The organism is Pseudoalteromonas sp. GB56 (assembly GCF_054923835.1).
Genome location: NZ_JBPCHK010000003.1, coordinates 74,944 through 88,465 on the forward strand (window position 1 = coordinate 74,944; position 13,522 = coordinate 88,465).

Consider the following 13,522-nt stretch of genomic DNA (forward strand, 5'->3'; position numbering starts at 1 on the left):
AGCGAGTTATTCGCTGTTAATTAGCGCCATTCAGGTGGAATTTTTCATCAATTTAGCGGGCTTTCGCGATTATTTACAAAGTTGCGTTAAATAGCTGCACAGCAACATAAAAATCATTTAATATGGCCTAAATGAGGAAGTTGAATTACATCATAATTGATGAGAGACCCATGTACATTGGGTGACCCTTGGGGTTGAACTCGGTATGATACTCTGGCAACAGCATAGGATTTAAAGAATGGCGCAAATTGAAAATTTAAATTTGTCTCAACAGGTTACCAACGAACTTGGGCGCGCAATTATTGCCGGTGAGTTTGACGGTAGTTCTGGGTTACCCACTGAAGCACAGTTGTGTGAGCAGTATGGTATTAGCCGAACCGCCGTACGTGAAGCGGTAAAAATGCTCGCAGCCAAGGGCTTAATTTCATCTCGCCCACGCCAAGGTATTCGCGTCGAGCCTGAGAACAACTGGAACTTGTATGACACCAGTGTGCTTAAGTGGATGCTAGAGAGCAGCCCTTCGCTGTATGTGCTTAAAGAGTTCTTGCAAATGCGTTTGGCTATCGAGCCACAAGCTGCGGCGTTAGCGGCAAAACATGGTTCTTCAGAAGCAATCGATCAAATAGCGCAAGCGTGTAACAGCATGGAAGAAGCTGCGCAAGATGATGGCGACATTCATACCCCTGATTTAGCGTTTCACACGGCTGTGTTACTTGCTAGTGGTAACCGTTTCTTCTTCCAACTGCGTGATTTTATTCGCACAGCGCTCAATGTCAGTATTCAACATACAACGCCAGCAAAGGGCAGTAAAAAAGCCATCGCTGAAGAGCATATGAAGGTTTACAAAGCCATCATGAATGGTGAACCTGAGCGTGCTAAGACCATGATGACTTACATGATCGAAGAAGCGATGGCGTTTATTGACGCAGAAATTAATAAAGCAAAGGCGGGATAAGCGCACCACGCGCTTCGCCCATTGGTCGCTTGGCAACCCAGAGCAATCATGAGTAACGCAACCATGCAAATGACACACTATTCGAGCTTATCAGAGAGGCACGTTTTCATTACAGGTGGTGCCTCAGGCATTGGTGAGTGCATGGTGCGCGGATTTTGTGCCCAAGGTGCAAAAGTAACCTTCATAGATATTGCTCAGCAAATGGGTGAGCAACTTGCCGAGGACCTCAAAGGGCGTTACCCACACGATGCCCACTTTATGTATTGTGACATACGCGATATCGATTCGCTTAAAGCCTGCATAGACAAAGCCGCTGAACTTCATGGTGATATAGCAGTGCTGATAAATAATGCTGCCGATGATACGCGTCATACGTTTGATGAAATGGATCAAGCCTATTGGGACGAGCGTTTTGCCGTCAATCTAAGACCTTGCTTTTTTGCCGCGCAAGCCGCAATCCCGCAGATGAAACGTCTGGGCAAGGGCAGTATTATCAATATGGGCTCGGTGAGTTGGCGCATAAAGCAAACCGGCATGCCTGCGTACACTACAGCCAAAGCAGCAATAGAAGGCTTAACCCGCTCTTTAGCTGCGACCCATGGCCAAGATGGTATTCGTGTGAATACACTAGTTCCAGGCTGGGTCATGACTGAAAAGCAGCTGTCGCACTGGCTCACTCCTGAACTCCTTGAGCGTGTGCGCCAAAGCCAATGTATCCCACAAACGCTTGAGCCAGAGCACATTCTTAAAGCTGCTTTATTTCTCGCCGCAGATGACAGCGAGATGATGACCGCGCAAAGTATGGTCGTGGACGGCGGCTGGACCTAATTTCCCCACATTGAGTGAAATTATCACTGCAATTCATTTGACTGAAATTAAAAGTATTATAATATCAACAGTAGTGTTTTAATTTGTCCTGTGTGGCACGGCGAACAGTGAGGAAAGCTTGGCCGACTTTTTCTGGGTATACATCATTTTAATCATAGGTGCCTGTTTACAAAGCGTAATAGGCTTTGGCCTTGGCTTATTGTGCGCACCTGTTTTGTTCTGGTTAATGCCTGAGCTCGTGCCTGGACCTATGATCCTCAACGCGTTACTCATCACAGGATTATTGTCGATTCGCCATCGCGGTGCCATCGATAAGCGTTCTACTGGGATATCGATCATCGGTGGTACTGTCGGTGTGCTGATTGCGGGAAGTGTATTAAGTATTGTAAAGCCTGAGCAATATCAGCTGTTGCTTGGGGTGACGATTATTCTCGCTGTGTTGCTATCCGTTATAGGTTACGCGCCACGTGTAAGTATCCCCAACAACCTAGTGGCTTCAGCATTGTCAGGGTTTATGGGCACAACAACAGCGGCAGGTGGTGCACCTATGGGTCTGCTCTATCAACGTCAAGAACAGCAAAAAATTAAAGCCAATCTCAGCGCGTTTTTTGTGTATATTAACTTGTTTGGGATCACTGTATTGTGGGCCACAGGACGCGTTAATGAGCGCGACTTCATTTTATTTGTACAGTGTATTCCGGCCATCCTTATAGGGTGGGGGCTCTCGCATTTCATCAACCGAAGCTTAGACAATCGCTATGTTCGGTATCTCATACTCTTGGTTGCAGCGCTCTCTGGTGTAGCACTGGTTGTTTTGCATTAGTTGAGATCCCGTCTAAAACTGCGCTTAGACAATTATTGAATACACATATCAATTTTAACCAATGTTCGGTAGTCTAGAACCATCAGCATTTAGAACCAAAGACGTAGATTCTCAGTGAAAATAGCCATTAAACACACTCTCCTTCTGCCACTGATTTTATCTTTTTTCCTTTCAGCTCAGGCTATTGCCTCAAAAAGTAATGATTTGAATGATGAGTTGGAACAACTAGGCACTGAGTTTGCTGCCGCGATTCGACATGGCAACATTAATGCGATTATCACGATGTACGATATGAAGCGAACAGGCGAATTAGTTGCAGAACAACTTTACGATGGCGAAAAAGAGCGTACTCATTTCCTCAATGGTTTCATGAGTAACTCCAAAGAGAGTTTCGTAACGAATCTATTCGCTTTCCAGCAAGCTTCTAGCTCCGATGCTACTTTCCTCAAAGTAATTGAAACTGATGGTGAAAAAACACCTGTTGTCCGAGTTGATTTAGAGACAGGTGGGCATGACTTTGTGCATTTGTTTGCTCATAAAAATGAGCAGGGAAAATGGCAAGCCTACGATATGTATGTTGCTACAGCTGGCAAACGCGTGACTCAAAAGATGGCAGAAAATCTCACGTTTATGCTCAACTCAAAATCGAACTTGCTGAAACGTTTGATTGGCGTAAAGCAATTGGATGAAGAGTTAATTGCTGCGTATCGTGAATTAACTCAACACGTGCGTCAGGGGGAGATGCAAAAGGCATGGGATACCTATGAACAGTTGCCGGACAAAGCAAAGGCCAGTCGGGGCCTGCTAGATATCTCAATAGGAATTGCCCAACTGTTATCCGAAGAGCTTTATACCCAGCAACTGCAATTGCTTGCAAAACATCACGGTGATGATCCCACAACTCAGTTTATGCTCCTCGATTATTACTTCACCGTGGGCGAGTACGATAAGGCCATAGCAGGCATTCGTGCGATGCAGGATTTATACGGCGAAGAAGCAGCGCTGAACAATTTGCTAGCAAATGTGTATTACATGCTTAACGACAAAGAAAAGGCGCGTATATTTGCAAAAAAATCGCGTCAGCTTGAGCCATTTTTCATCGGTGCATATTGGACTGAACTGACTTTACTTAATGAAGCGAACGAGCATCAACAAATGGTGTCACTGCTGCAAACGATGGAACAAAATTGGGATTTTGATTTCCGAGAAGCCGATTTTGCAGAGGATGCTATGTACGATATCTTTATTAAATCTGAGCCCTTCGTTGCATGGATGCAGTTGAAAAACGACTCGATTGTTCATTAGCATCTCGTATCCTACCGAGCTAATAGCCTGTGATTAAAGCGATTATTCCCAGCCAGTGCCTCTTAGGAGAAGGGCCCATCTGCTACGGTGATGGCACGTCACTGTTGTGGGTTGATATAAAAAAGCCAGCACTGCATACCTACGATTTATGTTCTGAACTGTGGCAACAACTCGCCATGCCTGAGCCACTGTGTTGGGTACTTCCGAGTGAGCGCTTTGGTTTTATCGCTGGTTTTCGGCAATCACTGTATCAGCTTGACCCAATCAGTGGTGAGCGCACTCTTATTCAAGAACTCGGCTTAGCTGCCAATATCCGCCTCAATGACGCTGCAGTTGGAGCCAATGGTGCAATTTTGTTTGGCACGATGGATGACAACGAAATTGCACCGTGTGGTCACCTATTGCAGTACTGCGCTGGGAATGTTGTTGATGAATTGGACTCAGGTTATACGGTCAGTAATGGCCCAGCTTTGAGCCTAAATGGCAAAAAGCTATTCAGTACTGATTCTGCCAAGCGGACTATTTACTGCTTTGATGTCGACGCCGACGGTGCGCTGAGTAACAAGCAAGTATTTGTGCAATTTAGCGAAGACATGGGTTACCCGGACGGCATGTGTGTAGACAGTGAAAACAACCTGTGGGTCGCAGCATTTCAAGGTGGTGGCGTGTATTGCTTTGATAACAATGCTGAGCAAATCAATTTTATTGCTTTACCAGCGTGGCAAGTAACCAGTGTCGCTTTTGTGGGGGTACAGCGGGAAATATTACTGGTAACGAGCGCGCGGGTGGGGCTTGAGCAGTCTCATCATCAGCAATACCCGCATAATGGCGATACCTTTTTACTCGATGTGGACAGCCAAGGCCCACATCTGCATCAGGCCTTGTGAGGTAGGGTTTCAATTTAGTTCAGGCACGGCGCTAATTCTTGACGCTTTTGGCGTTGCAGCATGACAGCACTGAGCACCCACATCATCAATCCACCGAAAAAGAGACCCGCGGCAACATAGCCTGTCTCATTCATTTGAGCACCGTTTGCCAACGCATAGCCGCCAACCCAGGGACCGATGGCATTAGCTGTATTGAATGCACACTGCACCAGAGCACCAATCATGGCGTGTCCTTGGGGTGAGATATCCATTAGCAAAGATTGAATTACGGTGCCCAAACCCACGCTAAAACCAATGCAAAAGATTACCGCATAGAGGGCATAAATGTTGCTGCTTGCCGGGACATACATCAACGCAAAGAGTGTAGCGCCAGCCAATGCAGCGCCTGTTGTGATGAGTGTTGAGCGGTCAGCTGCTTTTCCCAACACATAGTTGCCAAGTGTACAGCCAATACCAAACATCACCATGGCGATGGAAATCGTAATAGGGGGCGTGTGCGTCACTTGTAATATGGTGTCGGCAATATAGGTGTAGATACAAAACACACCGCCAAAGCCAATAATAACGATGCCTAACACTGACCATACAAGGGGTAATTTTAGTACCGCAACTTCATCAAGGAAGGTCGATTTTTCTTTATTTTCCTGATTAGGCACGAGCCAAAGGATCAGGAAAAAAGTAATGAATGCGATAAGGGCGACCAACGCTAAACAATATCGCCAACTAAGCTGTTGACCCAGTAAGGTTGCTACGGGTACGCCGACAATGGTGGCAATGGTCAAGCCCATAAAAACTTTGGACATAAACGAAGCGCGACGATTTGCAGGTGCTATTTGTGCACCCAACAATATGGCCGTGCCGAAGTAAGCGCCATGTGGCAAACCACTAAGAAGCCTGAACAAAATGAGTTGTTCCAAAGACTGTGCATACGCACTTAGCCCGTTGAATATACACATCATCGCGACAAATATTGCGAGCGCGTTGCGCTTGCGCATATTCGCGCACAGCAGCATCAAAGTCGGAGCGCCGATAACCACGCCGAGCGCATAAGCACTCACGGCATAACTACTTTGGCTTGGGGTGATGGCAAAAGTTTCTGTAATTAAAGGCAGCATCGGCATCATCGAAAATTCGGTGAGCCCTAGAATAAATGTGCCTAATGCCAATATGAGTAATATAACCCAACTCGCTGGGCGAGATTCGTGCATGGAAGAGCCTACTTAGTTGATGATAATAAAAGACTCATGTTGGCGATAAGTAGATTGCCACCAAGCATGAATTGGAATAGCTTAATTGTATGATAAATTACTTGATTACGTCTTTACAAGAGGAACGAGACGAGTAGCCCAGTGAATTCGAATGCATGGTTTGTACGCAAAAGTAATTAGGCTCAGCTTTGAGTCTCTGGGAGATCTGTTCCGTGACATGTTTAAGACTAAGGCTCTGAATGACTAATCTCCTCCTTACACTGCAAATCTCTTTAGCTGCACTATAGTTATGGCTCACCAGCAATAAGAAAAGGAACACGGTTATGTCTTTTGTAGATGGATTCGTTGTTGCTGTACCCACAGCAAATAAAGAAAAATACATTGAGTTTGCAACAATGACTGCAGACATTTTTAAAGAGTATGGTGCATTAAGGGTCGTGGAAACGTGGGGGAATGATGTTCCCGACGGCGAAGTCACGTCTTTTCCCATGGCGGTGAAGGCCCAAGATGATGAAACCGTGGTGTTTTCTTGGGTTATTTGGCCGTCAAAGGAAGTGCGCGATGCCGGTTGGCAGAAAATGATGGAAGACCCGAGAATGGACCCACAAACCAACCCCATGCCGCTTGATGGTAAGCGCCTTATTTATGGCGGTTTTGACATGATTGTGGATGTGTAAACAGCCACTAAATGCGCAAGGATGCGCATCATTCGTAACCTGCTCTGTGGAAACGACTTCATCTAAATGTATGTCTGCACTCAGCTTTTATATTGCACCTAGTACTGCGATTGGATACAGTGAAAATAAGCCATTCGGTCATGGAGGACACAGTGATTTTTCCCAAACTAGCAACGCAACGCTTAATTCTTTCTCAATTAACCAGTGCAGACAGTAACGACTTACTGACCATTTTTTCAGATCAAAAAGTAGTACGCTTTTATGATATCGAGGCTTACGAATCGAACGAACAAGCGTTAAACCTCATCAATTTTTTTAATCAGCGCTTCGCTGAGTTAGCTGGGATACGCTGGGCAATCCGCTTGAGAGAGTCTGGCCAACTGATAGGCACTTGTGGTTTTAACTCTTGGAACGCAAAAATGAAAAACGCCGGTATCGGCTATGAGCTAGCTTCGGATTATTGGGGACAAGGTTATACATCCGAAGCACTGCATAAAATTATATCTGCTGCATTTGCTGGTAAACTTCCTTTCACAGAATTACATCGAATTCAGGCCGATACTATGTTGGGCAATCATGCCTCGGAAGCGGTGCTCAGAAAACTGGGTTTTGTGGAAGAGGGAGTTCGACGTGGCAGTGGGTATTGGAAAGGGGCTTTTCACGATTTGAAATGCTTTGGTTTATTAAAGTCTGATTTTATTTATGAGTAAGCTCTACACCACTACACGTGAATTTGTCCTAGCGTAAAAATTCTTAATGTGTTTTCGTGCACTTGCTTTACCATTGACGCGTTATGATTAAATTCTTTCTCCTTAAATACATCGCCTTTTTATTAGGGTGCGCCACGTGCTTTGTATTGCATTCACAATGGCATGTTCCGCTGGTATTGGCGGCGGCCTTACCTGCATTTGTTGGTTCGTTTATTCCCGTTTGGGAAAAATATGGGGCCCATCCTCGGGCTGCAGTCTATGCTGGTTGCTTTGCTGGGATGTGTTCAGCGGAATTAATCAGTGATTATTGGCAGCTGACTTTGCTGTCGTTAATTGGCACAAGTCTGTATGCGCTCACCATGAATATCTTTCATGGGTTCGGTGGTAAGCTCGGAAGCGTTGCGTTTGTGAGTGTTGCGCTATTTATGTTGACGCAGGGTGGGTTATGTTAACCGTCATTTTCATCTCACTCGCAATTACAGGTGCGCTCAGTACCTTCTTTTTGGCTAAGCTCAGAGAATTCGATGCTATTCGCGCGTCATCGTTGTTGGCTATTATTGCCTATGTCGGTTTATATTTTTGCACTGAAGAGCCAAACCTATACGCGGCCGTGTTTTTTGGCGGTACCTTTGTCGGGATGAGTGCCCCTCATCGCTTTGGCTGGTACACACAAGTAAGTGCTGCCGTCATGTTCGCTCTATTATTTCAGTATCTCGTGCCGCGCTTACAAGGATATGGTGGCGCCATTGGCGTGAGTGCGTTTTTGTCTGTATGCGTTTGCCACTTAGCCATATTGTTAGGAGCGCCAAGAAGTAAAAACAGCGCCAGAAAGCACAGTGAGCCATAAAAAAACCGCTCAAAATGAACGGTTTTTCTTTAGAGCCACACCGATCAATAGTCGAACTTGTGGGCGGTAAATAGCGTTTGTACGTGCTGCCACATTGGGCCTGGTTTACCTTCGCCAATTACGGTTTCATTCACTTTAACCACAGGACCTACTTCCTTGGTTGCCGAGGTGATCCATACTTCATCGGCATTGAGTAGTTCCTCTTTGCTAATCACTCGCTCTTGGATTTTAAAGATCGCTGTGAGAGTGGACGATTTGCAAGATTAACCAACGGGTGATCCCGGGCAAAATTTGGTTGTCTAATGGCGGCGTAGAGATAACCCCATCTTTGACGATAAATACATTGCTCGAACTCGCTTCGGTGATTTCATCTTTGGCGTTGAACAAGATGGTTTCTTTATTGCCTGCGCGTGCACCTGTTTGGTAGTGCATCACATTACCAAGCAGTGCCGTTGATTTAATATTACAACGTTGCCAGCGACGGTCTTGCTCCAGCGACACCTGATAAGAAGTGGCTGTGCTCTCATCATTTGTTGGTTCACCCGGCAGTTCAAAACAGAACGCAAAAACAGTTGGCTGAACACCCTGCGGGTAGGCGTGGTTGCGTTTACTGTCTGTACCGCGACTTACATGCAGGTAAATCCCTTGGTTTGGCCCTGGATTTTTGCTGATTAAGGTGTCGCAGATGTCACGCCATGTATCGCTGGAGTAGTCGAGGTCGATTTCAATGGCTGCAAGGCCATCGCGCATGCGCGCAACGTGCGCGTCAAACCCCAGCATTTTGCCATGATATGCCGGAACCACTTCATAAATTCCATCGCCGAACAAAAAGCCGCGATCCATAGGCGAAATTTTCGCTTCTTCTGGCGGCATATACTGGCCATTCAAATACACTAGGCTCATCGTTTTTCCTCATTCATTGGGCAAATAGCCCGTTAGCCTTCTCAATTCGGTGATCAAAGCTTCACCTTGTGTTGCATCAAGCCCATCTTCCGTTGGCTCGTTTCGTCGTGTTACGCCATCCACACTGCCGTGTTTGCTCAAATAGGCGAGCAGTTGTTGGCAATCAATGTGGGCAAGCAAATCCTGCTTTTGCCATAGTGAAAAATACGCAATGAGGGCGTAAGCACCCCAATTTGATACGTCGGCAACGATTAACTCGTCGCATTTGGTCACGCTCGGAGTGATGTCTAATTCGCTTAGCGCATTGATCACATTGCCCATGCCGATTTCATTACCGCCATCGCCAATCGCAATGGTAGGGCAAGGGGCAAAGGTCATAAAGGGGTCGAAGTTCGCGCAGCCTTGGCTTATATCCTCGCCGCGCATATTGCAATATTTCCCTTGGGCATTGAGGCCGGGCCTTTCGATTGCGACAACACAGCCGACGTCGCGGCTTTCGTAAAAGCTTAACGCCTGCTGTTTCGCACCCTCAAGGTCATTGATAGCCAGTTGGAGGCATTCAAAGTCCGTCACTAACTTGCTGTAAAGCGGGTCACCACAGACCAAAATTGGGCTTTTCCCCATTGCAGCAAGTGCATTATATAGGGCAATGGCACCTACCGGACCATCGGTTTCAAAGGTGCCAATGACCGGAAATCCTGTGCTAATTAGAACTTCACCTTGTGCCTCGAACAAGGTTTTTGCAGCGCGATGCACATAGCCTGCGCTTAGCACTTTTTTAATGGTTGCCATACCACGTAAATTGCGCGCAACCAGCAAATCCTCGATTGCTCGGCTCAGTTGCAACTCAGGCGTTAGCGGGCGCATAGCGCTCGTATCTCTTTAATGGCGGCAACACCTTCTACATTATCGCCGTGTACGCACAAGGTATCCGCTTGCAGCGCAATCACCTTACCTGTGTCTGTTGTCACTGACCCTTCATTCACAAGTTGCGAAACTTGCGCCAGCATTTGTTCCTTATTCAACACGCTGTCAGCTTGGCTGCGTGGTGTTAAGGTGCCCACATCGGTGTAGCGCCTATCGGCAAAGGCCTCGAAAAGCACAGCGACACCCTTGTTTTTGGCAAGCTCAATGTGATGCGCAGCCTGATTGGTTGCCAACATCATGAGTTTGAGATCGCTCGGATAGCGACTGACGGCTTCAAGCACGGTGATAAGAATGTCTTCATTGGCCATCATGTCGTTATAAAGTGCGCCGTGTGGTTTCACATAGTGAACATCGACACCTTGTACCGCAGCCATACCGCTGAGCGCGGCTATTTGATAGTGTATATCGCAAGTGAGTTCATGTTTACTCAACACCATAGAGCGACGACCAAAGCCCTGTCTGTCAGGATAACTTGGGTGTGCGCCGACCTTCACGTTGTGCTCTTTTGCTAACGCTAGGGTGCGCGTCATCACTTGGGAGTCGCCACCGTGAAAGCCACAGGCGATATTGGCAAGGTCAATATGGGGCATGGCCAATGCATCTTCGCCCATTTTCCAGCTGCCGTAACTTTCACCTAAGTCGCAATTGAGTAACATACGCGCTCCTAAAACGTCGCCAGTGACGTATTTTTAATGTCTAACACCAGCATATGACCCGGGCTGTGGGTAATGCAAAAATCAGGGCGGGCATTGCTGATGGCAACTTGCGGCGTGACACCACAAGCCCAAAATACCGGTACTTCGCCGTCTTTGATTGTGACTGCCTCGCCAAACTCAGGCGTGTTGATATCCTTGATGCCAATGGCCTCTGGGTCGCCAAAATGAACAGGGGCGCCATGAACTTTCGGATACCGACTACAAATTTGAATTGCGCGAATGGCATCTTTGGGTTTCATCGGTCGCATACTCACAACCATATTGCCTTGGAACGGACCGGCACTTTGGCAAGGCATGTTGGTGATGTACATAGGCACATTTCTTTGTTCGGTGATATTGCGGATCTCAATGTCATCGGCAATAAGCGCTTCTTCAAAGGAAAAAGAGCAGCCAATTAAAAAGCTGACTAAATCGTCGCGCCAAATATCAGCGACATCGGTAGGCTCAGAAACGAGTTGGCCATGTTTAAAGACGCGATAACGCGGTAAATCACTGCGTAAATCTAACTCTTCAGCCAGTGCATCTAAGCCGATGGCACCCTCATCCGTTTGCCCTAGCAAGGGGCATGATTGTGGATTGAGTTGGCAAAAACGCAAAAAGTCATAGGCATAGGCCTTAGGTAGAATGACTAGGTTGGCTTGCACAAAACCGGGTGCAAAACCCGAAGTGTTACCACTGTAATCACCATTGCGAATAAGTTCGCGAATGGCGTGTGGCGTTTTTAAAGAGGCATTGGCGTTCATCGTGTTGCTACTCGGTTGCTGCTTGGTTAATCGTCACAGGCAAGGTGCCTTGTGCGCTGATTTTGCCGACTAACACCTTAGCCAAAGCACTAAATGCAGGACCTTTGACTGTTTGCCCGTCGTCTCTATCTATATTGTAGGCATAGGTCGCAAGTGCTACTTGCGCATATTTACCAAATTGAGCGACGTCGTAGGGCGCACGCAAGCTTATGAAAATGGTTTTAGCGTTATTTTCTTGTGCTTGTGCCATCAGAGTTTCGAGTGCTTTTGGCTGCTCTGAACGCGACAATGAAAAGGCTTCAAGCGCTTCAACGTCATCCATGCCGCCAATTTCCACTGCACTTTGCGCAGGACTTGCATTAGCCGCAATGACCAAATCTGTGTTCTTAAGTGTTTGTTGTGTTAGCTCAGGATCAAACCCTTGCAGACTCACACAATGAAACGTTTTGTCCTTAACACCATTCGCTGCTAATGCTTGTTGTAGGGCGACGCATTTACGCGTGTCGGGCATGATAAGTGTAATGCGTTTGGCTTGGGCCAAGAGCGCTGGTGCCTCTTGCGCATTTTTAATATCTGTCATTGCGGCTTCGGCGAGTTGTGCTTCAATCACGCGGTGCGCTTTGCTGCCGAGCACGACTTGCGCTTGGCTAACCTGTTTTTCCACACTCAGAGATTGTGCACCTAGGACGTAACGGGTTTTCAATGCCTTAATGCGCGCGCTGGATTGCTGAATTTCTTGTTTGTTTAGTTCGCCGCGCTCTGCTGCAGTGATGATGTCACTCATGAGTGCGTCGAATTGCGCTATTTCTTCCTCATTGCGAATAGGAATTGGCATAAGAGCGATATCCACACCTGCTTTGAAGGTGTTGATCACCGCGTCTTTTGGCGTGAAGAAATGGCTTATACCGGCCATGTCGAGTGCATCGGTAATCGTTACACCGTCATACCCAACTTCATCACGTAACAGGTCGGTCATGATCGCCCGTGACATGGTTGCGGGTTTGACCATCGTTTTACCGTCTTTACTGACGAAGGTCGAGTTATCCAGTGCTGGGTATTGAATATGTGCGGTCATGATCATACCTGGCGCATGGCCAGCATCGATAATGGCTTTGAATGGCGCGATATCTTGGCTCATCACCTGTGACTTATCATGTTCCACTTTAGGCAAACCTGTGTGGCTATCAACACTGGTATCGCCGTGTCCTGGAAAATGCTTGAGTGCTGCAATGATTTGATTTTTTTGCATAGCTGCAACTTGTGCACCCCCGAGTTCAGCAACGAGTGATGGGTCTTCACCGAAGGAGCGAACATTGATCACTGGGTTTTCTGGGTTCATGTTTACGTCCACAGTGGGCGCGTAGTTAACATTAAATCCGAGTACATTGAGCTCTTTTGCTAATACTTGTGCCGCAGCAGTGGCGTAGTGGGTACCATGCTGCTGGTAAGTGGCACCGATAGACATATTACCTGTCATCGCAGTGCCGATATCGCGTGGAATACGGGCTACGCGGCCACCTTCTTGGTCAACACTGATAAATAAAGGGGCGCCGAGTGAGCTGCGTCTAGCGGCATCTTGCAATTGTTGGTTTAGGGTCACAACCTGCGGTGCGCTTTGGATGTTTTCAGCAAATAAGATCACCCCACCAATGTTGTGTTTGGCCACTAAATCTGCCAATGCCGGGGGCAAAAAAGTCATAGGCACACGGCACTTTTCACTTTCGTCAGTGCTATCTTGGCAATAATAGCGAAAGTCCAACATCAATTTTTGGCCAAGTTGCTCTGCTAACGTTGGCGCCTTCGCGTGAGCGGTAGCACTCATAAAAACACATCCTACAATCGATACGAGATTCAGTTTATTGCGCATGCCTGCGGCAAACGCTTTTGTTATTGTGCGGTAGTTCACATCACTTCCCTAGCAGGATTCTAATTACGCGTTTGGAATAAAGTATTCATGATTCTATAGCGGTTACTGGTAAAAAAACAAGCTTTG

14 protein-coding genes and 1 pseudogene are annotated in these 13,522 nt (G+C 46.9%); 9 read left to right on the forward strand and 6 right to left on the reverse strand.

The genetic code is table 11. The annotated features are described in order from the left end of the window. Positions 1 to 238: 238 nt before the first annotated feature. The 5 genes from ACH19P_RS15730 to ACH19P_RS15750 all read left to right on the forward strand — a co-directional run bounded on the left by ACH19P_RS15730 (position 239) and on the right by ACH19P_RS15750 (position 4,798). Positions 239 to 955 (forward strand): FadR/GntR family transcriptional regulator, encoded by a 717-nt coding sequence (locus ACH19P_RS15730; protein ID WP_462159547.1) that lies wholly within the window; start codon positions 239 to 241, stop codon positions 953 to 955. Positions 956 to 1,003: 48 nt separating this feature from the next. Then, complete coding sequence (locus ACH19P_RS15735; protein WP_462159548.1) at positions 1,004 to 1,783, forward strand: SDR family NAD(P)-dependent oxidoreductase; 780 nt, start codon at positions 1,004 to 1,006, stop codon at positions 1,781 to 1,783. Between the two features lie 118 nt (positions 1,784 to 1,901). After that, entirely contained in the window at positions 1,902 to 2,606 is a 705-nt protein-coding gene (locus tag ACH19P_RS15740; RefSeq protein ID WP_462159549.1) for a sulfite exporter TauE/SafE family protein, read from the forward strand. A 114-nt stretch (positions 2,607 to 2,720) separates the two neighbouring features. Beyond that, entirely contained in the window at positions 2,721 to 3,911 is a 1,191-nt protein-coding gene (locus ACH19P_RS15745) for a tetratricopeptide repeat protein (protein WP_462159550.1), read from the forward strand. A gap of 29 nt (positions 3,912 to 3,940) precedes the next feature. Next, the gene (locus ACH19P_RS15750) at positions 3,941 to 4,798 is read left to right on the forward strand and encodes an SMP-30/gluconolactonase/LRE family protein (protein ID WP_462159551.1); all 858 of its coding nucleotides are present in this window, start codon (positions 3,941 to 3,943) and stop codon (positions 4,796 to 4,798) included. Between the two features lie 14 nt (positions 4,799 to 4,812). Here the strand turns inward: ACH19P_RS15750 and ACH19P_RS15755 are convergent, their stop codons facing one another. Beyond that, a complete protein-coding gene (locus ACH19P_RS15755) occupies positions 4,813 to 6,006 on the reverse strand; it encodes an MFS transporter (protein ID WP_462159552.1) in 1,194 nt (397 codons plus the stop codon). 323 nt (positions 6,007 to 6,329) lie between these two features. Here ACH19P_RS15755 and ACH19P_RS15760 point away from each other — a divergent pair, with 323 nt between their 5' ends. The 4 genes from ACH19P_RS15760 to ACH19P_RS15775 all read left to right on the forward strand — a co-directional run bounded on the left by ACH19P_RS15760 (position 6,330) and on the right by ACH19P_RS15775 (position 8,240). Continuing rightward, positions 6,330 to 6,683, forward strand: coding sequence for a DUF1428 domain-containing protein (locus ACH19P_RS15760; protein WP_462159553.1), 354 nt, complete (start codon positions 6,330 to 6,332; stop codon positions 6,681 to 6,683). 152 nt (positions 6,684 to 6,835) lie between these two features. Beyond that, on the forward strand, positions 6,836 to 7,393 hold the full coding sequence (locus ACH19P_RS15765) for a GNAT family N-acetyltransferase (protein ID WP_462159554.1): 558 nt from the start codon (positions 6,836 to 6,838) through the stop codon (positions 7,391 to 7,393). Positions 7,394 to 7,476: 83 nt separating this feature from the next. Next, complete coding sequence (locus ACH19P_RS15770; RefSeq protein WP_462159555.1) at positions 7,477 to 7,845, forward strand: hypothetical protein; 369 nt, start codon at positions 7,477 to 7,479, stop codon at positions 7,843 to 7,845. Continuing rightward, positions 7,839 to 8,240 carry a hypothetical protein gene (locus ACH19P_RS15775; protein WP_462159556.1) on the forward strand — a complete coding sequence of 134 codons (402 nt, stop codon included), beginning with the start codon at positions 7,839 to 7,841 and terminating at the stop codon, positions 8,238 to 8,240. The genes ACH19P_RS15770 and ACH19P_RS15775 overlap by 7 nt, the downstream gene beginning before the upstream one ends. Positions 8,241 to 8,284: 44 nt before the next feature. On the opposite strand, the pseudogene ACH19P_RS15780 reads toward ACH19P_RS15775, so the two are convergent. The 5 genes and pseudogenes from ACH19P_RS15780 to ACH19P_RS15800 all read right to left on the reverse strand — a co-directional run bounded on the left by ACH19P_RS15780 (position 8,285) and on the right by ACH19P_RS15800 (position 13,351). After that, positions 8,285 to 9,143 (reverse strand): annotated as a pseudogene (locus tag ACH19P_RS15780) (D-amino acid aminotransferase). Between the two features lie 9 nt (positions 9,144 to 9,152). Continuing rightward, the gene (locus ACH19P_RS15785) at positions 9,153 to 10,010 is read right to left on the reverse strand and encodes a DUF4392 domain-containing protein (RefSeq protein ID WP_462159557.1); all 858 of its coding nucleotides are present in this window, start codon (positions 10,008 to 10,010) and stop codon (positions 9,153 to 9,155) included. Beyond that, positions 9,998 to 10,726 (reverse strand): 5-oxoprolinase subunit PxpA, encoded by a 729-nt coding sequence (locus ACH19P_RS15790; protein ID WP_462159558.1) that lies wholly within the window; start codon positions 10,724 to 10,726, stop codon positions 9,998 to 10,000. The genes ACH19P_RS15785 and ACH19P_RS15790 overlap by 13 nt, the downstream gene beginning before the upstream one ends. Positions 10,727 to 10,734: 8 nt before the next feature. Then, a complete protein-coding gene (locus tag ACH19P_RS15795; RefSeq protein WP_462159559.1) occupies positions 10,735 to 11,529 on the reverse strand; it encodes a putative hydro-lyase in 795 nt (264 codons plus the stop codon). A 7-nt stretch (positions 11,530 to 11,536) separates the two neighbouring features. Beyond that, positions 11,537 to 13,351: a glycoside hydrolase family 3 protein gene (locus tag ACH19P_RS15800; RefSeq protein WP_462159560.1), complete on the reverse strand. Its 1,815-nt coding sequence runs from the start codon at positions 13,349 to 13,351 to the stop codon at positions 11,537 to 11,539. Positions 13,352 to 13,522: the final 171 nt, after the last annotated feature.

Bases quoted from the DNA above. Each gene is read 5' to 3' on its own strand.
- ACH19P_RS15730 (WP_462159547.1), top strand. From the start codon at position 239: ATGGCGCAAATTGAAAATTTAAATTTGTCTCAACAGGTTACCAACGAA.
- ACH19P_RS15800 (WP_462159560.1), bottom strand. From the start codon at position 13,351: ATGAGTGCTACCGCTCACGCGAAGGCGCCAACGTTAGCAGAGCAACTT.
- ACH19P_RS15790 (WP_462159558.1), bottom strand. From the start codon at position 10,726: ATGTTACTCAATTGCGACTTAGGTGAAAGTTACGGCAGCTGGAAAATG.
- ACH19P_RS15785 (WP_462159557.1), bottom strand. From the start codon at position 10,010: ATGCGCCCGCTAACGCCTGAGTTGCAACTGAGCCGAGCAATCGAGGAT.
- ACH19P_RS15795 (WP_462159559.1), bottom strand. From the start codon at position 11,529: ATGAACGCCAATGCCTCTTTAAAAACGCCACACGCCATTCGCGAACTT.
- ACH19P_RS15735 (WP_462159548.1), top strand. From the start codon at position 1,004: ATGAGTAACGCAACCATGCAAATGACACACTATTCGAGCTTATCAGAG.
- ACH19P_RS15760 (WP_462159553.1), top strand. From the start codon at position 6,330: ATGTCTTTTGTAGATGGATTCGTTGTTGCTGTACCCACAGCAAATAAA.
- ACH19P_RS15775 (WP_462159556.1), top strand. From the start codon at position 7,839: ATGTTAACCGTCATTTTCATCTCACTCGCAATTACAGGTGCGCTCAGT.
- ACH19P_RS15770 (WP_462159555.1), top strand. From the start codon at position 7,477: ATGATTAAATTCTTTCTCCTTAAATACATCGCCTTTTTATTAGGGTGC.
- ACH19P_RS15755 (WP_462159552.1), bottom strand. From the start codon at position 6,006: ATGCACGAATCTCGCCCAGCGAGTTGGGTTATATTACTCATATTGGCA.